Source organism: Xylanibacter sp., from assembly GCF_057607445.1.
In genome coordinates, this window is the sequence record NZ_DBLZAX010000028.1 from 1 (window position 1) to 18,841 (window position 18,841).

20 protein-coding genes and 1 tRNA gene are annotated in these 18,841 nt (G+C 44.8%); 6 read left to right on the forward strand and 15 right to left on the reverse strand.

Annotation, left to right across the window (positions count from 1 at the left end; translation table 11 throughout):
- Positions 1–6 precede the first annotated feature (6 nt).
- The 14 genes from ACZMIG_RS14230 to ACZMIG_RS14295 form a co-directional block, all read right to left on the reverse strand.
- A complete protein-coding gene (locus tag ACZMIG_RS14230; protein ID WP_487889726.1) occupies positions 7–1,077 on the reverse strand; it encodes an LPD29 domain-containing protein in 1,071 nt (356 codons plus the stop codon).
- Positions 1,078–1,088: 11 nt separating this feature from the next.
- Entirely contained in the window at positions 1,089–1,298 is a 210-nt protein-coding gene (locus ACZMIG_RS14235) for a hypothetical protein (RefSeq protein ID WP_022460391.1), read from the reverse strand.
- An 11-nt stretch (positions 1,299–1,309) separates the two neighbouring features.
- Positions 1,310–1,906 (reverse strand): hypothetical protein, encoded by a 597-nt coding sequence (locus ACZMIG_RS14240; RefSeq protein ID WP_487889727.1) that lies wholly within the window; start codon positions 1,904–1,906, stop codon positions 1,310–1,312.
- Between the two features lie 10 nt (positions 1,907–1,916).
- Positions 1,917–2,147: a hypothetical protein gene (locus ACZMIG_RS14245; protein WP_005801758.1), complete on the reverse strand. Its 231-nt coding sequence runs from the start codon at positions 2,145–2,147 to the stop codon at positions 1,917–1,919.
- A gap of 13 nt (positions 2,148–2,160) precedes the next feature.
- On the reverse strand, positions 2,161–2,742 hold the full coding sequence (locus tag ACZMIG_RS14250) for a hypothetical protein (RefSeq protein WP_202192459.1): 582 nt from the start codon (positions 2,740–2,742) through the stop codon (positions 2,161–2,163).
- A 39-nt stretch (positions 2,743–2,781) separates the two neighbouring features.
- On the reverse strand, positions 2,782–3,270 hold the full coding sequence (locus ACZMIG_RS14255; protein ID WP_487889728.1) for a DUF4313 domain-containing protein: 489 nt from the start codon (positions 3,268–3,270) through the stop codon (positions 2,782–2,784).
- Between the two features lie 31 nt (positions 3,271–3,301).
- Positions 3,302–4,234, reverse strand: coding sequence for a hypothetical protein (locus ACZMIG_RS14260; RefSeq protein ID WP_005801755.1), 933 nt, complete (start codon positions 4,232–4,234; stop codon positions 3,302–3,304).
- A gap of 84 nt (positions 4,235–4,318) precedes the next feature.
- Positions 4,319–4,606 (reverse strand): hypothetical protein, encoded by a 288-nt coding sequence (locus ACZMIG_RS14265; RefSeq protein WP_195398187.1) that lies wholly within the window; start codon positions 4,604–4,606, stop codon positions 4,319–4,321.
- Between the two features lie 12 nt (positions 4,607–4,618).
- Positions 4,619–4,933, reverse strand: a complete 315-nt coding sequence (locus ACZMIG_RS14270; RefSeq protein WP_487889729.1) for a DUF8466 domain-containing protein — start codon at positions 4,931–4,933, stop codon at positions 4,619–4,621.
- A 12-nt stretch (positions 4,934–4,945) separates the two neighbouring features.
- Positions 4,946–5,437 (reverse strand): hypothetical protein, encoded by a 492-nt coding sequence (locus ACZMIG_RS14275; RefSeq protein WP_055300431.1) that lies wholly within the window; start codon positions 5,435–5,437, stop codon positions 4,946–4,948.
- 1 nt (position 5,438) lies between these two features.
- Entirely contained in the window at positions 5,439–5,648 is a 210-nt protein-coding gene (locus ACZMIG_RS14280) for a hypothetical protein (RefSeq protein WP_225226238.1), read from the reverse strand.
- 11 nt (positions 5,649–5,659) lie between these two features.
- A complete protein-coding gene (locus tag ACZMIG_RS14285; protein WP_487889730.1) occupies positions 5,660–8,662 on the reverse strand; it encodes an N-6 DNA methylase in 3,003 nt (1,000 codons plus the stop codon).
- 80 nt (positions 8,663–8,742) lie between these two features.
- Complete coding sequence (locus ACZMIG_RS14290; protein ID WP_487889731.1) at positions 8,743–9,684, reverse strand: hypothetical protein; 942 nt, start codon at positions 9,682–9,684, stop codon at positions 8,743–8,745.
- 12 nt (positions 9,685–9,696) lie between these two features.
- A complete protein-coding gene (locus ACZMIG_RS14295; RefSeq protein ID WP_195609015.1) occupies positions 9,697–10,527 on the reverse strand; it encodes a DUF4121 family protein in 831 nt (276 codons plus the stop codon).
- A 1,927-nt stretch (positions 10,528–12,454) separates the two neighbouring features.
- On the opposite strand from ACZMIG_RS14295, the gene ACZMIG_RS14300 reads away from it, so the two are divergent.
- The 6 genes from ACZMIG_RS14300 (at position 12,455) to ACZMIG_RS14325 (ending at position 18,279) form a co-directional block, all read left to right on the forward strand.
- Positions 12,455–13,771: a DEAD/DEAH box helicase gene (locus ACZMIG_RS14300; protein ID WP_053398779.1), complete on the forward strand. Its 1,317-nt coding sequence runs from the start codon at positions 12,455–12,457 to the stop codon at positions 13,769–13,771.
- 128 nt (positions 13,772–13,899) lie between these two features.
- On the forward strand, positions 13,900–14,967 hold the full coding sequence (gene serC, locus ACZMIG_RS14305; RefSeq protein WP_021854350.1) for a 3-phosphoserine/phosphohydroxythreonine transaminase: 1,068 nt from the start codon (positions 13,900–13,902) through the stop codon (positions 14,965–14,967).
- Positions 14,968–15,155: 188 nt separating this feature from the next.
- Positions 15,156–16,073, forward strand: a complete 918-nt coding sequence (locus ACZMIG_RS14310) for an NAD(P)-dependent oxidoreductase (RefSeq protein WP_021854351.1) — start codon at positions 15,156–15,158, stop codon at positions 16,071–16,073.
- Positions 16,074–16,112: 39 nt separating this feature from the next.
- Positions 16,113–17,360 (forward strand): DUF1015 domain-containing protein, encoded by a 1,248-nt coding sequence (locus ACZMIG_RS14315; RefSeq protein ID WP_021854352.1) that lies wholly within the window; start codon positions 16,113–16,115, stop codon positions 17,358–17,360.
- A gap of 42 nt (positions 17,361–17,402) precedes the next feature.
- Positions 17,403–17,990, forward strand: coding sequence for an IMPACT family protein (locus ACZMIG_RS14320; RefSeq protein WP_021854353.1), 588 nt, complete (start codon positions 17,403–17,405; stop codon positions 17,988–17,990).
- Between the two features lie 200 nt (positions 17,991–18,190).
- A tRNA-Ser gene (locus ACZMIG_RS14325) sits at positions 18,191–18,279 on the forward strand.
- 149 nt (positions 18,280–18,428) lie between these two features.
- Here the strand turns inward: ACZMIG_RS14325 and ACZMIG_RS14330 are convergent.
- The coding region (locus tag ACZMIG_RS14330) for a hypothetical protein (protein ID WP_487889732.1) at positions 18,429–18,841 on the reverse strand (413 nt) is incomplete at its 5' end.

An 18,841-nucleotide genomic window follows, 5' to 3' on the forward strand; every position in this document is an offset into this window, starting at 1 on the left:
TGTTTGTCATAATTGTATCTGTCTGATTGGATTTGAAATGTTCTGGTGTACTGTTCCCGTATTTGGGGATATGCCGTGTTCTGACACCCACTTCCGGTATGCCGTGGCATATTCCTGCCTTTCCCGTTCCAGACTGCTTTCCATCTCCGGAGTATATCCGAGCAGAAGTATGTATCCGCTGTTGCAGCCAGTCAGTTCGCAGCGCATTCCGGCAGCCTCCAGTTTTCCGATACGTTTCTGTGCCGTCTTCGCGCTTGAATACTCTTTGGGCCAGAAATAATGTTCGCCCTGTGAGCCGTAAAAGTCTTCTCCGAGTATCATTTCCCCGATATGCTTCCGGCTCTCGATGAAGCCGAAACGCGCCTTGCCCAGTGCCTGGCGCATAGCCTTGTGTGCAGGTCCTTCGGGAAACCTGAACACTTCAGGACTGTCTTTTCCCGTAATCTTCGGCAGTTCCATCCGGTACGGCTGTCTGTAGCTGCCAATTCCGAGCGTTAGGTATAAGTTGGTGTGGAAATAGTCCGTCATGGGGTCGCTTTCATCAAAGTTGTACGACATGACAAAGTCCCTGATATTTGTCATCACCTCCTTGGCCCGGTCGGTCAGACTGTCCGATGCCTGGATGTTGTAGTGGTTGATGTCTCCCTGTACCTTTCCGGATTCTCTGGTGAAAGCCTCGAAGTCTGCTTTCATCAACCGGATAAGGATTGAGTTGTATCCGTCCCTGCGGACCGAGAAGGTGTATCTCGGATAGGTCTCCTTGAGCCATGCCCTGACCAGTTCCGTGATTTCCGGCGCGGACTGTCCGTTGTAGTTGCGCCCTTTCCAGCGGTATTCATTGTACACGTATTCGGTGTATTCCTTTGCGGTGGCACCCTGAAAGTCGTGTTCGTAGCCTGTCGGGGCTGTGGAAACGCAGGGATTGTCTTTCCAGACCTCGAACAGCTTTCCGAATTCGGTGTTCACCTGCTGCATGAGGGCAGTATCACCACCCTTGTCCGGGTGGTGAAGCATTGCCAGACGGCGGTATTCCTTTTTCAGGTCCGCCAGTGATTGTATGTTCTGAAAATAAGTCATAGTTGTAGATATTAAAGTCCTGCAAGACGGTTGATGAAATATATCTGCCAGTCCTGGTCGAGTCCGAGGTTGCTGCACGCGATTTCGAAGTCTTCGCCTCTCAGGTCGTTGTCTGCCTGAAGTTCCTGCAGGTTCCTTATCTCGTCGTCCAAATATTCCTGTGCCTCTTCCTTGCCGCAACTGCATGAGTTGCAGATCAGGTCAATGATATTCCGTGCCATAGCCGTTGTCTTTAGTTATTTGTCAGGTATATGTTCCTCTTCTCGTCATAGTTCTTGTCGTTCCACCATTCGTCGGCGGCCTCGGCGAATGTCTGTCCGGAATTGGCTGAAGGGAAATCGGATGTCTTGAATCCGGTCAGGTATTCAAGGTTATCGGTGCTGTTGGATTTCCACCATTCCTGCATCTTTTCCAGAAAGGATTGTTTGGAGCAGGTCTCCACATTGTCCTCGCACCGGGAACACCAGATGTCATCGTCCACGTCACTATGGTATTCATTCGTGTTTACATCCACCCATGCCTGGATTTCAATCTCTGTTGAACCGCAATCACTGCACACCTTGATTTCGGAATCGTCCGGATGTTTGCGCCTGGCTTTGCCGTCATACAGGCTGACGGCCCGTTCCACCAGTTTTTCCTTGTAACGGTCTGTCAGTTCCGCATAGAACCGTTCGGCTGCCCCGAATATACCCTTGTCCGTCATCAGACTCCATTTTTCCCAGAAATGACGGTACATGTCCCCGTACACGACTTTACATTCTTCCTCGCACCAGGCATTCCACATGTAATAGAAGAAGCTGGAGACTGCATTTTCCGCTTGATATTTCATAATGTTGTTTTTATTTAAGGTTATACATCCTTGCAAAATAGCTGTTCACTTCAGGGATCCTTTTCTTGTAATAGGGCTGGTTGTCCCTGCACCAGTCCGCCAGTTCCTGTTTGTTCCTGAAAGGTTCCCTCCAGCTTTGCCCGCTCATGATCATTTCCACCTGCGGGGCCAGTTCCCTGATGAACGCTCCGACAGTCCATCCTTCCCAGACGTATCTGTCCATATTGATTTTTGTTGCCATATTGTCTTTTGTTTCAAGAGTTTCCTTTTGTATTTTCAAGTTGAAGCCTTACTGCTTCGTACATTTGATTAAGCCAATCAATGTTGCTGGCTCCAAGGTCGTAGGGAGTGTAGCAGGCCACTTCGTCCCCGCTTTCCTTCTCCAATGCGATTACTGTCATACTATCCTCCGTAACTTTAAGCTTCGTTACCCGGCATTCATATGGATCGCCGTTTTTCCCGAACCAGATGACCCATACCGGATCGTCATTGCTGTCACAGAATGAGATTTCTTTCAGTCCGTGCGTATCAAGCAGCTCCCTGATGGCTCCGATTATGTCCTTACGCAGTTCTTCAATCCTGTCGCTGAAACACATGGACGTGTATCTGACCTTGCCTTTGCCAACCCGTTCCCTGAAAGAAAGGATCTGCATGTCAGGGTGACTGCTGAATCTCCAGTCTGTCACCTCGTCATCATCGCGGGTAGTGTGGATGTTTCCGCCCAATACCAGACCGCAGTCTTCCGTTACAATTCTTTCCGCCTCGTCGCGGTCTTCCGCCACGACCTTGTAGGTACCCTCGAAAGTGTACCTTACTCTTACATCGTACTTTGCCATAATTCCTATGATTTGGTTAATGATTTCTATTGTTGATTCTTATTCTTGGTTCTCGAACGATTCCGGTGACAACCGGTACAGTTCAGCCAGGTTCAGTTTGGCCATCGGGTATTCCACCCATCCGCTTTTGCGTCTGTATCCCGTATCTTCGGCAAGGCTGTTCCTTATGAGGAATTCCATCGCTTCCGGATTGTTGTTTATGTCAATGAATGCCTGGTCGGGAATCCCGAATGCCGGGGAGTCTTCCAGATTGACGGTAAGTACCGTGTATAGTTCCCCGTTGTCCGGTGATTCCAGACTCAGAACCGGCCATCCGTTCGGGTAGAAGCCGGTGACAAGTCTGAATTCCTTTCCATGGTACCGGAATGTCATTTCAGACCGGTTTTTCCCGGATTCCTGAATTTTGAAGTCGTCTTCTCCTTCAGTGAATGTCCTCACCGGGCAGGACACATCGTAATGGCAGCCGTCTTCGTGTCCGCACAGGTATTCTTTTCCCTTGAATAGGATGATTGCATATTTCTTTTCCATGATTTGATATCTTTAAGTGACCATACTTGATTTATGAAGCGACAAGACCTATCTTTTCTCCGAAGAAGGAATCGCATACCCCGTACACATGCTTGATGGAGCATTCATATTTTGAGTTCTCGCTGTCAAGACGGAAGCGGAATCCGTGATAGTCCCTGACTTCCAGTTTCAGTCTGACATCTTTCAGGAGTTCCATTTCCAGGAGACTTCCACCGCCGTACATGGAGCTGAAGATGCCGCAGCAGTTGCCTTTGGGAATAATGACTTCCCCAAGCGAGAATCCGGCATCATAAAGTTCCTGCAGGCTTACCTTGCCGATATAGGTCAGCAGGTTGGCACCGCAGCAGGAGTTGATGAGTTCATGGTAGAACTGTTCATAGGATACCTGTTCCTTGCCGTCCCTGTATTTTTTGTCGGGGAACCGGCCATATACCGTGTAGCCTTTCTCCACCAGCATTTTCTTCACTTTGGCTGGATTGAGGTTCAGCGCGTCTATCATATCCCCGAAATAGGATTCCTTGTACCGGTATCCTTCCTGCGATTCCAGCCAGTTGGAATTGATGCAGTCGTAGTTTGACAGCATCTCGACACGCACGGGGATGTCATCCGTGTTTTTGAGAAGTTCTTTCAGCGTGTCAGAGTCGTTTCTGTCATAGATTTCTTCCCTGATTTCGTCTTCGTGTTCTTGAAAGAACTTGTCCACTTCCTCTTCCCCGAAATCATGGAAACGGATACATTCATCCTTCAGCTTTGAGACGATTTCACGGACAGCTTCCCATTCGGCGTCACCGTACCATTCGTCCACTTTCTCCCACAGACTTTCACAGCTCCTTTCTTCCAGACACTTCTGGATGGTGTCACGGCAGTTGTCGAGATTGTCGTTGTAGTCCACCCATACCAGCGTGTAGGACTTGTCCATGAGCGATTTCACGAATTCCATTGTCAGTCTTTCCTGTTCTTCCATTTCTGTTACCTGTGTACGGCAGGATTCTGTTTCCCGTACATGTCGTTTATAAATGAGAAGAGCGACCTTTCGGCCGCTCCCTTGTCATTCGTTCTCTTCCTTGAGCCTTTCATATTTCTCTGTTTCCATTTCCGTTTTGCCGTCGAAGTGGAAATGTGCCATATGACCGTATCCGGTTTTAGGCTCACCGCCGCATTTGTGCAGTGCGGTGTCTATTTCCCAGTCGGTATCACCGATGCCGAGGGATATGTATGTCCCTCTGAGCATACACCCGGCCAGCCTCAGTGCGGCATCCTTCCTTTTTTCCCGGCGGAGCCTGTCAAATGCCGCGAGCGCGATTTCCCGGTTGGGTATTTTTACCGTAGTTTCCATATCGTTTCATTTTCAGTTTGCCGTTTCCTTGTCTTTCCCGCTGTCTTTTGCTGCCAGGACACCGAAAGGCAGATCGAGTATCCTGTGGTTAAAACATAGCGTTGAATTGTAGTCCGTGCGTTGCCAGAGGGTGAAATGGTCTCCGGCGAACAACCATCTGAAATAGCCTGACAGTGAGCCGAACTGCGGATTGACATTCCTGCTTATGAGGAAGCGGTTCACGTCCACGATGTGTCCCGCCGTCAGTAGTATGTTCAGTATTTCCACGAATGCCAGCTGCGAGTATGGGTCGATAGGCATTACAGGTCCTTTGAAGTTGATTTCCATATCTTTTGTCTTTTAGTCATAATTGTCATCAAATATTTCGTAACGGAATGGAAGCATGTCGCAGTAGTAGCTTGATACGCCCGTGTATATCAGGGCATCTTCTCCCGTGTCCGCGTCTTCTTCCGTTTCCGTGACGGTATCCCCGTACAGGTCATGGTAGTGTGATACCATCATGTGCGGGTCATCCGTGGTGATGTCATATCCGTAACTTCTGCTCCAGCTTATGAAAAACTCCGTTTCTTCCTCTTCGAGCCTTTCAAGGGCATCCCTGATCTCGAAGAAGTTGGGACAGAGCCATTCACGGCTGATCAGTGTGTCCGGAATGTTTTCCCATTTCGGATACCGGTATTCCGGTTCCTTTTCCCCGGGAAACAGGTCGGAACAGGCACTCAGGAACTCGCCCATGTCGCTGTAGTCGGACAGGTGCAGCCAGTAGTCCCTGTAATCCTTTATGTCAATGAGATGCTGTGTGGTCACGGCAATCTCTGCATTGTTCAGATCCATATTACTTGTCTTTTATGTATGTGGATGCCGGGGATTCCATTCCACCGACCTCAACAAGGTGCCGTGTCCCGGCTGTGCAGGGTTTTTCGGGAAAATACCGCAGCTCCGCGAGGATGATTTTCCTGAAAACCGCCTGCGGCCTGACCTTGCTCAGCCGATGGGGACGCGGCTTACCTTTGTCGGTGGGAATGGAACTCCCGGTCTTCTTCATACGGTTCATATTTATTCTGTTATGCGCTGGCTTCCCCAGCTGATGTGTATTTTGCCTTCACTATCCTGCGTGCGGATGAGCAGGCTGTCGATGACAGACATTGTGATGTCGAACTCCTCGAAGATTTCTGACTGTTCTTTGACCTCACCGGTCTTGATGAATTCGTTCAGACGCTCCTTGGTCAGTACCAGTGCCATCAGGTTCTGTTCGACCGAATCTTCGTAGGTGACGTAGTGGACATCCTTCATTTCTTTGGAATCGAGACGGATGAAACGGAAGTAGAACTGTTCCATACGGGGGATGTTCCACTGCAGGGATTCCAGTATCACGTCGTTGCAGGTAGGTATGTTCACGGAGCTGCTCAGGCTCTGCTGTGTGCATATCAGGATGCCGTTGATAGTGGAGTCGAATTCGGTCACGATGCTCTGCCGTTTCTTGAAGGCTACATCTCCCTTGACCACAAATACAGGTCTGTCGGGAAAATGTTCCCGGATATAGCTCTCGTAGAGGTCGAAGGCCGCCAATGTGGTACATCCGATGGCAACCTTACCCGGTATTGTCCTTATGAGCCTTTCAATATAGCGGGTCTTGGAAGGATAACTGTCACCGTAATATCCCTCTATCAGGTGAGGTACCGAACAGGCTTTGATAAGCAGCTTGATCTGCCTCATGAGTCTCAGTCCTGCATCCTTTTTCGTGTCTCCCGTGCTGTTGTAGTACAGCTCACAGATGCGGCAGAATTCCTCGATGATGACACGGTATACCTCGTGTTCTCCTTCCGAGGGACGGACGGTATGTGTCCGTATCCGGTATTTCTCTCCTGCGAAGTCCCTGAATTTACGGGTGATGACCGTCTTGCCGATAAGTTCGGAGAGTTCGTCCTTGTTGTACACGTCCTGGTTCTGTTTCTCGATGCCGAATACAGTGGCTTTCCCCGGACAGTGGCAGGCACGGAAAAGGACATGCCCCCTGAAGGCGGGGAACGGTGTTCCGTAATCCGGATTGTTCTCTTCCTCTATCTCGTGGTCCCTGTTTTCGTGGTAGACCTGCGGGCTCCAGCATATCATGTTTACGGAGTTGTTGTAGAGTAGTTCGAACTGGCTGTACAGTTCCGCGATGTTGTTGCGGGTGGTTGTTCCCGTGTCGAGGATCTTGTACCTGAGCCTCCTGAATATGCACAGGATGTTTCTTGTACGCTGCGATGTGGGATTGGTGATTTCGTCCGACTCGTCGAAGACAAGGCACAGCTTGCCGGAAGTGCGTTTCACGAAACGCATCAGTCCTCTTTTCAGTTTCCGGAGCATGGAGGTGGAGACGACAAGGAATGTCCCTTCCGGTATGTTGTTGAGGTCGCCGGCGGTCTGTATTGTACGGAAGCGTTCCTTGTTTATGGTAAGGAACGGTATCCAGGTCATGTTGGTGGCGATGGCCGGGGCAAGTATGATGACGTTCTTTGCCTTTCTGAACTTGAGCAGGTATTTCGCCCTGTGATAGACGGCGGCGGTCTTGCCTGAACCCTGCTGCCAGTTCAGCAGGGCGTAGCGTTTCTGCAACACGAGGTTCAGGTCGTGTTTCTGCAAGTCCGTGAATTCGCAGACTTCACCGTCCTTGTTGATGAATGTGGTGCGGTCCAGGTATTCCTTCAGGCCGGCATCTTCCCGCATTTCCGCAAACTGGAGATTCTGGGTCTCGTATTGCCTCTGTTTGCGCCGTATCAGTTTACTGGCGGCACGGATCTGCCGCATGTTCTTTTCTGTGACGTTTTCCGGCATCGGGAGTTCGGCCCTTCCGAGTATGAGGTCGTTGATGCCTGCGGCCTTGTGCGTGACCTTGTCAAGCAGACGCGGGGCATATTGCTTCAGCTTGAAGCCGTAGGATGTCTTCACCAATGCCACTTCCTTGCGCTGCACCACGTTCTGCGAGGTGATGTACCTGCGGATGATGCCGAGAACCTTGCCGGTGGTCAGCTTCTTGCGTTCCCATTCCTTTATCTGTTCCCGGGTGGCATTTTCCGGCGGTTTCTGGTTGCGGAATTTGGACACCAGCGCCTCCGCCTTTTCGACATGCCTGTTCAGCACGGCATGGGCTTTCAGCTCGTACATGTATTTGGCGAGCCTGTACTCGAACTGTTCCAGCTCTTCTTTGTCTATATGGTTGCACTCCCGCATCAGCTGGAGGCGCAGCCGGTGTTTCATTTTCCGCACTTCGGCTATGCGTTTCTTCAGCTCATCCATGCTGACAAACTCTTCCGCGTTGTAGGGCTGCATTTCAATATGGAGGGAACGGCGGAGGAATACCATGATTTTTGTTGCGAAATTCTGCACGCCCACCGTAGAGAAGGCTGAATGTTCCAGCCTGGTCTGGCCGATGAAGGAGAAATTCGAGTTGATTTTCGCCACGCGTGTCTTTTCCCAGAACTCGTTCTGCATGAAGGAGAGAGGGACGATGACCATCAGGATTCCGGCAGGGTTGAGCACGTCATAGGCCTTGTCCATGTAGAATTCCTGCGACAGCCTGTAATCAAATTTCAGGTTGAAGGGCGGATTTCCGACAATGATGTCGAAACGCTGTTCGGGATTGTACAGCTGTATGTCGCATTTCTCGATATGAGCTTCCGGGTAGAGGTATCTGGCAACGGCCACCGCCTTGCCGTCAATGTCGAATCCGTAGGCATTGTGCAGGTTGGGCAGATGGTTGAAGAAGTTGCCCATGCCGCAGCACATGTCAAGTACCATTTCCGCCGATGTCGGAGAAAGGGTCTCCACCATGCTCCGGCATATGTCGTGCGGGGTGAAGAACTGTCCCATCTCGAATTCCTTCTTGGCCTCGGCGTATTCATGGTAGCTGGTGAAATCCGACTGCCTGAGGTTGTGCAGTCCTCCGATTCCCGTGTAGCAGTTGTAGATGCTTTCCTTCGGAACGAGGTCCTTGCCGGAGTCTATGGCGAAAAGGATTTTCTCGTTGATCTCGGCACGCCTGTCCTGAGGAATCTGTTGGGGTATGATGGCATACATGTCTTTTCTTTTTTAATGGTTGGAAACGAAGACACCCCGCAAGGATGTCTTACGGGGTGTCTGAATAAGTATTTCATGAATCACTCTTCTCTGAGTGTGATTTCATCCAGCCGCAGCCTTCTGTAGCAGTTCTCTGCGGCCTGGCTGTCCTTGAAGCGTACGTCGATGCGTCCGTTCTTGTAGAACTTGATCTGTTCTGCGTTGCTCAGGGTGAGGTTGTACCATTCGGTTATATCCACATCGCGTCTGTCAAGGCCGATGACCATACCGCTTGAACCGTTTATCACGTCATCTGCTCCGTATGCGATACCTTCGCAGAAAATGTCCACTTTCCTTCCGCAGTCATACGAGAACTCATATTCCCGGTGGTATTCCAGATGGATGCTATCCCAGGATACGATGTCAGGGAAAGTTATCTTGTCCTTTTTCAGTTCGGGCTTCACCTTGCTCCAGCGGGAAGGCTGTACCGTTTTCAGGAAACGGGCCAGCAGTTCTTCCTCTGCGGTCTCACGGAAACTTTTTCCGCCGAGGTGTTCAATGACCATGTCCACGTAAGTCTGGTAGACCGGACGGAATCCCATGCGCATGGCCTTCTCGTCGATTACAGGAATGGGTACATCTACATTGTAGGTCCTGTTGAAATAGGAAATGATGCGACTCGCGAAATTCGCGTTGGCATTGCAGTTGTTGTCCGCAAGCTCGTTGATGAGGTCAAACGGTTTGAATTCGTTGTGGGTATAGTCATCCTCCCCGCTGTTGTTGAAATAGAAATTCCGTATGGAGACCTTACCGTTATCCTCATACTTGAAGTTCTTGATTTCCCGATACCGTTCCGCTTCTTCCTTGAAGATGTCATACCATCGGTCGATACGGTCAAGTGTCCTGTAGAGCTGGTCCTGCTGTAGCTGGCAATACTGCCGGTCCTGTTCTGTAATTTTGTCCTCGTTCCTTACTTGCACGTTCAGGATACCTGTAAGCAGGTCAGTGTGGCTGCCTGCTGTTCTTGTTGCTGTTGTCTGCATAACTGTATTGTTTTAGAGATTGTCAATTTCGGGTTTGATACGGTAACAGTAGGTGATGTGGCTGTCCATGTCCTTGACCAGCTTGACCTGTTCGGGATGGAAGTTAAGACGCCGTTCCATGGCCGGGGCATCTATCTTGTCCCATTCGTGCTGCGGCAGGAACCGGTTTTCATGTCGGAAACACCAGAGTACAATCTGGTTTTCCCAGTTGCCCTTGAACACGGTTCCTTCATAGTCCTTCAGGAACTGCCGGAAGTCCTCTTCGGTTCTGAAAGCCATGTCGTAGCCCTGGTACAGGTTGCGTGCGTCCGGACCCGTGTCCTTGGTCAAATAATATTGTCTCCATGTTTCCGTGGTGAAATCACCGTAGAGCGGATCAGGTTCGGAATAGGACCATAACGGTACTTTTGCCGTGAATGTGACGGCACCGTTGGCACACGCTCCGCAGTTTCCCCAGTCCTTGAATGCACCTTCCGTCCATCTGACGAATTTCAATTGCTTGGGGTCAATATGGTGGAAGGCCCCTCCGCTGACGCTCAGCCGGATATTGGCGTCCTGCTCCCATACAAAGGGAATATAAGGTTCTTCACAGATGGAAATCCGACCGCTCTCTTCATCATTGTTTTCAATAAGGGCATTGCCGTAATATTTCCCGTATCTGTCCACATAGATGAGTCTGTCACCTATCTGTGGAGTCTTTTCCGAGCGTGTCCTTTCTATCAGTTCCACATAGCCGTTGGCCATATCCACGTCCTGCTGTGTCAGCCAGTGTTCATGATCGTACAGAATGTTCAGTGGTTTGAGTGTTTCCACCGTGTACTTGTTCTTTGTTGCCTGTAACATAACATTTGATTTTTTGTTAGTCCGGCTTCTGGGGCCGGAGTTCCCATAACTACAGGCCTAAAAAGGTCGTGTTCCGTACATGCAAGGCTTCGGGAAAAAATACCGCAAGCCCTCCGGGGCGAGGATGATTTTTTCCACGAACCCGAAGGGCTTGGCCTTGCTTGTACGGGAAGAACACGAATTACCTTTGCCTGTGGTTATGGGGACTCGGCTACGGTATGCTCGTTTTTCCCGATATGTTTTTATTCCGTAAGATTGCAGCCGTTTATATGGCCTTTTCAGAAAGAAATGTTATCTTTGCAAGTGAGATAAAGAGTTATTTGAAAGCATGAGAAATATGGCGGTTCGGAACAGTCCGGCTTTTTCTTATCCATTGCCCGTTCTCGTGCGAGTTTTATCCAATCTGTTGATAGTCAAATAAAACCTACCTGATTACAACAAATATAGCGAAAGGCGAGTGCAATGCAAAACAAAAAACACTTTTTTTGAATTTGCATTGCCGAGCCGCATCCTATATTATGCAAATATAGCGAAAGGCGAGTGCAATGCAAAAAGCAAAAAACTTATTTTTGATTTTTGTACTGCCGAGCCAAATCCTATATTATGCAAATATACGGAAATTCATTTAATTTGTTTATTGGCATACCATGTTTTTGCTTTTAATTTAAACATTTTTTTAGCAATGTGAGATTGTTAGCTTTCGTAAATGTGTCGTAAATTTAGAATAGGTAAATGCAGTGTTCTGTTCCTTTTCTTTTATTCCAAAACTTGTTATTTATGTTGATGGCGTAAATTGACATAATGTCAATACTATCGCATGATTGCTTTCTATTTGGTTTTAGATGGAGCTCTCAGACGGCGATATTTAAAAATTAAAATTTGCTGGCCGTGAAAATAGATAGTTTTTGTGTGCAAGGGTAAACAAGTGAGTTTCAATGTGTTATGCGGAGTTGTGCCGATGTGCGCAATTAAATTGGCGTGTTTTTATGCCAAAACGTTCCTTTTTTAATAATATAAATCGGCTTTTTGAGGCCAGAATACGGGTGATTTGTGCCTCGAAAGTGGCTGAATTGTCTTATAAAAGCATGCCTTTTATGTGATTATGTAAATAAACTTTACCGAATCAATACATTTTAGAGCGCTTAATTTTCTATTTCGTCATAAAATCGTGACATAAGTGTAATAACATATTGAATGGCTTAAGACGTGTTTTAGTATCAAAAAGAATTCTCTTAATAATTATACTATTTCAATAAGATATGATAGTGCTTAGTGTTACGGCAATCATCATATAATTATATAAACGACTTGTTAAAATATTAATCAATTATTTGCTGTAAATAATGCAGATGAGAATGGTTCTTATTCCAATTTTATCGTAATATATACGATTGACAATGTTACCGGATTAATTATCATAGTTTTAGTTAGAGCATTCTTAGAGCGCGGTTTTAAATTGTACTATTGTATGTTTTTATTCTCGGCGTTATGTGTAAATATATCAATTAACGACTGACAGTAACAGCTTGATAATATGTTTTTTATATTCAGTAAATTAATATAATATTAGTGAAATTATCAGGGCGCAGACGGCGCGTATTCTGCAAGTAGAGTTTAATCCTAGCCCGTCATGTTGTGTGGATGACTGCTTGAAATTAAAATTAAGTATGTCGCCGGAATATGTTATAATTGGTGATTGGTGGGGTGCTACGGATTGCTGGTAATGTTAACTAAGATGATTGGCCGACTAAATTTTGTTCTTAATCTAATAATAAAATTTGCCACATATTTATATATAATCAATATTTTTCATTATCTTTGCCGATATAAATGATCTGACGTTATGATAGCGGCGTTGCCGGCAATCATGCGTCAGGTGCTAAAATTTAGTGATAAATATTATGATTTTTGAATAAAGACTGACATTATGAAAATTCAAGATATATTACAGAGGTTAAAAATTGAATCTCTAAACAAGATGCAATATCAGGCAGGTGACGTGTTGGTGAATACAGATTCTGATTTGGTTATATTGTCTGCTACGGGCAGCGGTAAAACGTTGGCATATCTGCTGCCATTGGCCGGCATGCTTAATCCTGAATCTGACAGGGTGCAGGCTGTGGTTGTAGTTCCCGGACGTGAATTGGCGTTGCAGTCGCATGATGTGTTTTCACGTATGGCATGTGGCTTGCGCTCAATGCCTTTGTATGGTGGGCGTGCAGCTATGGACGAACATAAGAATTTGCGTAAGGTTAGACCACAAATTGTATTTGCTACTCCCGGCAGGCTTAATGACCACCTTGATAAAGGCAATATTGATGCCGATGGTATAAAATATCTGGTGATAGATGAATTTGACAAATGTCTGAAGATGGGATTCCATGAGGAAATGAGCGCATTGATAGATAAGTTGCCATATGTGGAAAGAAGAGTGCTGCTGTCTGCCACTGATGCAAACGAAATACCCGGCTTTGTTAATATGGGCAGAGTCGTGCGTCTTGATTTTCTTACAGATGAGCAGATACCTGAACGTATTAATCTTTTTGTGGTCAAAAGCAAGGAGAAGGACAAACTGGATGCTCTTAACGCCTTGCTATGCAGTTTTGGCGTGTCAAGCAGCATAGTATTTCTGAATTATCGTGATGCTGTTGAACGTGTAGCTGATTATTTACGGAGTAAAGGCTTTGTTGTAAGCGCGTTTCATGGCGGACTTGACCAAAAGGCACGCGAGGATGCCATTTACAAATTTAGCAATGGCTCGTCAAGTGTGCTCGTTGGTACAGACTTGGCTGCCCGTGGCTTGGATATACCGGATGTGGATAATATTATACATTATCATTTGCCTCAGGGTGAAGATGAATATATACATAGGGTAGGGCGCACGGGCCGTTGGGAGGCATGTGGCAGGGCATTTCTCTTGTTGGGACCGGAAGAAACAATTCCTGAATATATAAAAGACATGCCTGATGAATACGTATTGCCGAATGATATAGAAACACCTCCGCAGCCCAAAATGGTGACGTTATATATCGGAAAGGGCAAAAAGGATAAAATATCAAAAGGTGATGTGTTGGGATTCTTATGTAAAATTGGAGGACTAAAGGGTGATGACATAGGACGCATTGATGTTAAAGAACGCTGTTCTTATGCAGCTGTGAGTCGTGAAAAATTGAAAAGCGTATTGACGAAAACTTCCGGCGAAAAGCTAAAAGGTATTAAAACTATAGTGGAGTTGATAAAATAATGCGATAAACAGAAAATAGATTATATATTTTCTTGAAAAAAATTTGCCAGTTCAAATAAAAGTCGTAACTTCGCAAGTGCTATGAAGCAAAAAATGTATAATTGTTAATTTTAAACCAAAACTATCAAATGAAGAAGTATAACTTTAATGCAGGTCCGTCAATTCTTCCACGCGAAGTGATTGAGAATACTGCGAAACAGATTTTAGATTTCAATGGCAGCGGCCTTTCTTTGGCAGAAATTAGCCATAGAGCAAAAGATTTCCAGCCTGTTATAGACGAAGCAGTGGCACTTATTAAAGAGCTGCTTAATGTTCCTGAAGGTTACTCTGTTCTTTTCTTAGGCGGCGGAGCTTCTTTGGAATTCTGCATGGTACCTTATAACTTCCTTATAAAGAAAGCTGCTTATTTAAATACTGGTGTATGGGCAAAGAAAGCCATGAAGGAAGCCAAATTGTTTGGCGAAGTTGTTGAAGTGGCTTCTTCAGCTGATGCAAACTTTACTTTCATTCCTAAGGGTTGGACTTGCCCCGATGATGTTGACTATCTGCATATAACAACAAACAACACTATTTACGGAACTGAAATCCGCAAGGAACTTGATGTAAACGTTCCTATGATTGGTGATATGTCTTCAGACATTTTCAGCCGTCCTGTAGATGTTGCTAAATATAAGTGTATATATGCCGGTGCACAGAAGAACTTGTCAATGGCAGGTGTTACTATCGTTATCGTTAAGGATGATGAACTCGGTAAGGCTCCGAGAGAGATACCTACAATGTTGAACTACCAGACTCATGTTGAAAAGGGCTCTATGTTCAATACTCCTCCTGTTGTTCCTATTTATACAGCTCTCGAAAACCTCCGTTGGATTAAGAAGATGGGTGGCGTAGAGGCTATGGATAAATTGGCTCATGAGCGTGCTGATATCGTTTATTCTGAAATCGATAGAAATAAACTGTTCCGCGGTACAGTTAATGCAGAAGACCGTTCATTGATGAACATCTGCTTTGTTATGAACGAGGAGTATGCTGAACTTGAGAAGCCGTTCTTAGAGTATGCTACTTCACAGGGTATGGTAGGTATCAAGGGCCATCGCTCTGTCGGCGGATTCCGTGCAAGCTGCTACAATGCTCAGTCAATAGAGGGCGTACAGGCACTTGTTAAATGTATGAAAGACTTTGAAGCTCAGCATTAATGCTGTAGCAGACAAAATGAAATGGTGTGTCGCTTGAATAAATGCGACATGCTGAATATGCAAGAGAAGCATATCGTCGGCGAGGGTTGATTATCATATAATCTCTGGCATGGTGTGCTTCTCTTGTTCATTAAAGTATTTTGGTCTTAACCTTAAATTTTACAAACAACAATTTAATTAACAACGAAATGAAAGTATTAGTAGCAACTGAGAAACCCTTTGCAGCTGTTGCTGTTGAAGGAATAAAGAAAGAAATAGAAGGTGCAGGCAACGAACTCGTGTTGCTTGAAAAATATACAGATGTAGCTCAGCTTCTTGATGCCGTTAAGGATGCTGATGCTATGATTGTACGTTCTGATAAGGTTACTCCGGCTGTGTTGGATGCAGCTAAAAATCTTAAAATAGTAGTACGCGCCGGTGCTGGTTACGACAGCATTGATACAGCTTATGCTAAGGAAAAAGGTGTAATTGTAGAGAATACTCCTGGACAGAATTCAAATGCCGTTGCAGAACTTGTATTTGGCTTAATGGTTTATGCTGTTAGAAATTTCTATAATGGCAAGGCCGGTACAGAGCTTATGGGCAAGAAACTCGGAATTTTGGCATTTGGTAATGTAGGCCGTAATGTGGCTCGAGTTGCTAAAGGCTTTGGAATGGACGTTTATGCTTACGATGCATTCTGCCCGAAAGAGGTTATTGAGGAGGCTGGCGTTAAGGCTGTTGATTCTCAGGAAGAATTATTCAAGAACTGTGATGTCGTTTCTTTGCATATTCCTGCAACTCCAGAAACAAAGCAGAGCATCAACTATAATTTGGTAAATATGATGAAGAAGGGTGGTATGGTAGTAAATACAGCCCGTAAGGAAGTCATCAATGAACCTGAGTTGATAAAGCTTATGGAAGAGCGTACAGATTTGAAATATATTACAGATATTAAGCCTGATGCAGATGAAGAGTTTGCTAAATTTGAAGGACGCTACTTCAGCACTCCTAAGAAGATGGGTGCACAGACTGCTGAGGCTAACATTAATGCTGGTATTGCTGCTGCAAAACAGATTAATGCTTATTTCAAGGATGGTTGCACAAAGTTCCAGGTAAATAAATAATTATTGATTTCTTAACTGTAATATAGAAGGAATAATATTATGGCTAAAATTAAACCATTCAAAGGTATACGTCCGCCGAAACAGTATGTAGAGGAGGTTGAGTCTCGTCCGTATGATGTGCTTGATTCAGAAGAGGCACGCGTAGAGGCTGGCGATAACGAAAAGAGCCTTTATCATATAATTAAACCTGAAATTGATTTTGAACCGGGTACAAGCGAATATGATCCGCGTGTATACGAGAAGGCTGCAGAGAACTTTAAGAAATTCCAGGATAAGGGATGGCTTGTTCAGGATGATAAGGATAATTATTATATCTATGCTCAGACAATGAACGGAAAGACACAATACGGACTCGTTGTTTGTGCTTTTGTTGATGATTATCTTAATGGTGTGATTAAGAAACACGAACTCACTCGTCGTGACAAGGAAGAAGACAGAATGAAGCATGTTAGAGTTAATAATGCTAATATTGAACCTGTATTCTTTGCTTATCCTGACAATACCGTATTAAATGATGTAATTATGAAGTATGCTCAGACAGAACCTGAGTATGACTTTATTGCACCTATTGACGGATTCCGTCATCAATTCTGGATTATCTCTGACAGCAAGGATATCGAAGTTGTTACTGAGGAATTTGCAAAGATGCCTGCATTGTATATTGCAGATGGTCATCACCGTTCTGCTGCTGCTGCTTTGGTTGGAGCAGAAAAGGCTAAGCAGAATCCGAATCATAAGGGTACTGAAGAATATAACTACTTCATGGCTGTTTGTTTCCAGGCTTCTCAGCTTACAATTCTTGATTACAACAGAGTTGTGAAAGACCTTAATGGTCTGAGCTCAGAGGAATTCTTGAAAGCATTGAGCAAGAACTTCGACGTAGTAGAGAAAGGTGCAGATATTTATAAACCTGATCATTTGCATAATTTCTCTCTTTATTTAGATAATAAGTGGTATAGTCTTACTGCTAAGCAAGGTACATTTGATGACAAAGATCCTATCGGGGTTCTAGATGTTGATATTTCTAGTCGCTTGATATTGGATGAAATATTGGGAATAAAAGATCTCCGCTCAGATAAACGTATAGACTTTGTGGGTGGACTTAGAGGTCTTGAAGAGTTAAAGCGCCGAGTTGATAGTGGTGAAATGCGTATGGCATTGGCTCTTTATCCTGTTACTATGCAACAGATTATGGATATTGCAGACAGTGGTAAGATAATGCCTCCTAAGGCTACTTGGTTTGAACCGAAATTGCGCTCAGGACTTATTATTCATAAACTTGTTTAAAGAGAACAAACTTAAATTTTTTAATATAAATACACCAACTTAATGGGTATTGATGAATTTAAGACAATAACGAATGTTGGCGAGGGAACTTATTCTGAAAAGAGGAGTAAGTTCCTCGCTTTTTCACATCATGTGGAGTCTGAAGATGATATAAGGGAGCTGTTGGCTTTTTATAGGAAGAAGTATTTTGATGCTCGTCATGTCTGTTATGCCTATATGTTGGGGGCTGAGCGAAAGATTTTTAGAGCAAATGATGACGGAGAGCCAAGCAGCACAGCAGGTAAGCCAATCCTTGGGCAAATTAACAGTAGTGGATTGACAGATATACTTATTGTCGTTGTTCGCTATTATGGTGGCGTTAATCTTGGTACTGGTGGACTGATTGTTGCATATAAAACAGCTGCGGCTGCAGCAATAGAGAATTCTGTTGTTGAAACTAGGCAAGTTGAGGAAATTATTACATATAACTTTCCATATGTTATGATGAATAATGTTATGAGAGTTGTTAAAGATATGAAGCCTAGAATATTATCTCAAACGTACGATACTACTTGTGAGATTAAGTTAAGTATACGTTTGTCTGAAGCTGAAATATTGAAAGCTAGACTAGCAAAACTTTCTTTTGAATAACCTGGTTTTCATATTAAAGCACACCACGAGAACATTTATGTTTAATGACTTTTGATCGGCATAAAAGTTATACAAGTTTTGAACATATTTGCTTTTTTCTTTGTTATATAAAAAAATAGTATTACCTTTGCGGTGAGTTAGAAAAGAAAACTTTAAACCTTGCAGTTGGTTTTCTGCATTTGATTTGAGTTTTCGTTTATGGAAGATTGGCAGAGTGACCGAATGCGCTGGACTCGAAATCCGGTATACCCATTTACGGGTATCGGGGGTTTGAATCCCTCATCTTCCGCTTTAAAGCAGATATATTACATGTATATCTGCTCTTTTTTTTTTTTGTAAGTCCGAGTAACCTCAACATTGTTCGACACCACAATATAAGTTTTACTTAAAAAAACTATTACTGACATAGAATAATTTTGAATCTCTATTTTTTTATATTTAATTGCTTTTAGGTTTTATGACTCCATAGAAATTTATTGGGAATGAAATTCTACGGATCCAGTTTGCAGTTTTCTTCCTTTGGAATTCAAACACCTTTAAATTCTGCCATCGGCCTTTGGTTTTTGCCATTAGCGTATGATTTTCATCCATCCCGTCCGGTATTATTTCCCGTTCCTGTGTCACAAGTCTGCCTGTTTCTTTTGTAAAATATAATAATGTGAATGGTGTAATATTGGCACTCAATATGTGAACGATTGTTAAAACCAGTCTAAAATTAAAACTTTTTTCAGAAAACATTTGGCGGTTTGATGAAAACCCCGTACTTTTGCATCCGCTTTTGAGAGCTGACGCTCCCTGAGCACTGAAGAAAGAGATCTTTGAGATACTGAAATATACAGAGACAAGAGTAG

Excerpts from the sequence above, each read along its gene's own strand:
- ACZMIG_RS14230 (WP_487889726.1), bottom strand. The coding sequence starts at position 1,077 with ATGACTTATTTTCAGAACATACAATCACTGGCGGACCTGAAAAAGGAA.
- ACZMIG_RS14235 (WP_022460391.1), bottom strand. The coding sequence starts at position 1,298 with ATGGCACGGAATATCATTGACCTGATCTGCAACTCATGCAGTTGCGGC.
- ACZMIG_RS14240 (WP_487889727.1), bottom strand. The coding sequence starts at position 1,906 with ATGAAATATCAAGCGGAAAATGCAGTCTCCAGCTTCTTCTATTACATG.
- ACZMIG_RS14245 (WP_005801758.1), bottom strand. The coding sequence starts at position 2,147 with ATGGCAACAAAAATCAATATGGACAGATACGTCTGGGAAGGATGGACT.
- ACZMIG_RS14250 (WP_202192459.1), bottom strand. The coding sequence starts at position 2,742 with ATGGCAAAGTACGATGTAAGAGTAAGGTACACTTTCGAGGGTACCTAC.
- ACZMIG_RS14255 (WP_487889728.1), bottom strand. The coding sequence starts at position 3,270 with ATGGAAAAGAAATATGCAATCATCCTATTCAAGGGAAAAGAATACCTG.
- ACZMIG_RS14260 (WP_005801755.1), bottom strand. The coding sequence starts at position 4,234 with ATGGAAGAACAGGAAAGACTGACAATGGAATTCGTGAAATCGCTCATG.
- ACZMIG_RS14265 (WP_195398187.1), bottom strand. The coding sequence starts at position 4,606 with ATGGAAACTACGGTAAAAATACCCAACCGGGAAATCGCGCTCGCGGCA.
- ACZMIG_RS14270 (WP_487889729.1), bottom strand. The coding sequence starts at position 4,933 with ATGGAAATCAACTTCAAAGGACCTGTAATGCCTATCGACCCATACTCG.
- ACZMIG_RS14275 (WP_055300431.1), bottom strand. The coding sequence starts at position 5,437 with ATGGATCTGAACAATGCAGAGATTGCCGTGACCACACAGCATCTCATT.
- ACZMIG_RS14280 (WP_225226238.1), bottom strand. The coding sequence starts at position 5,648 with ATGAAGAAGACCGGGAGTTCCATTCCCACCGACAAAGGTAAGCCGCGT.
- ACZMIG_RS14285 (WP_487889730.1), bottom strand. The coding sequence starts at position 8,662 with ATGTATGCCATCATACCCCAACAGATTCCTCAGGACAGGCGTGCCGAG.
- ACZMIG_RS14290 (WP_487889731.1), bottom strand. The coding sequence starts at position 9,684 with ATGCAGACAACAGCAACAAGAACAGCAGGCAGCCACACTGACCTGCTT.
- ACZMIG_RS14295 (WP_195609015.1), bottom strand. The coding sequence starts at position 10,527 with ATGTTACAGGCAACAAAGAACAAGTACACGGTGGAAACACTCAAACCA.
- ACZMIG_RS14300 (WP_053398779.1), top strand. The coding sequence starts at position 12,455 with ATGAAAATTCAAGATATATTACAGAGGTTAAAAATTGAATCTCTAAAC.
- serC (WP_021854350.1), top strand. The coding sequence starts at position 13,900 with ATGAAGAAGTATAACTTTAATGCAGGTCCGTCAATTCTTCCACGCGAA.
- ACZMIG_RS14310 (WP_021854351.1), top strand. The coding sequence starts at position 15,156 with ATGAAAGTATTAGTAGCAACTGAGAAACCCTTTGCAGCTGTTGCTGTT.
- ACZMIG_RS14315 (WP_021854352.1), top strand. The coding sequence starts at position 16,113 with ATGGCTAAAATTAAACCATTCAAAGGTATACGTCCGCCGAAACAGTAT.
- ACZMIG_RS14320 (WP_021854353.1), top strand. The coding sequence starts at position 17,403 with ATGGGTATTGATGAATTTAAGACAATAACGAATGTTGGCGAGGGAACT.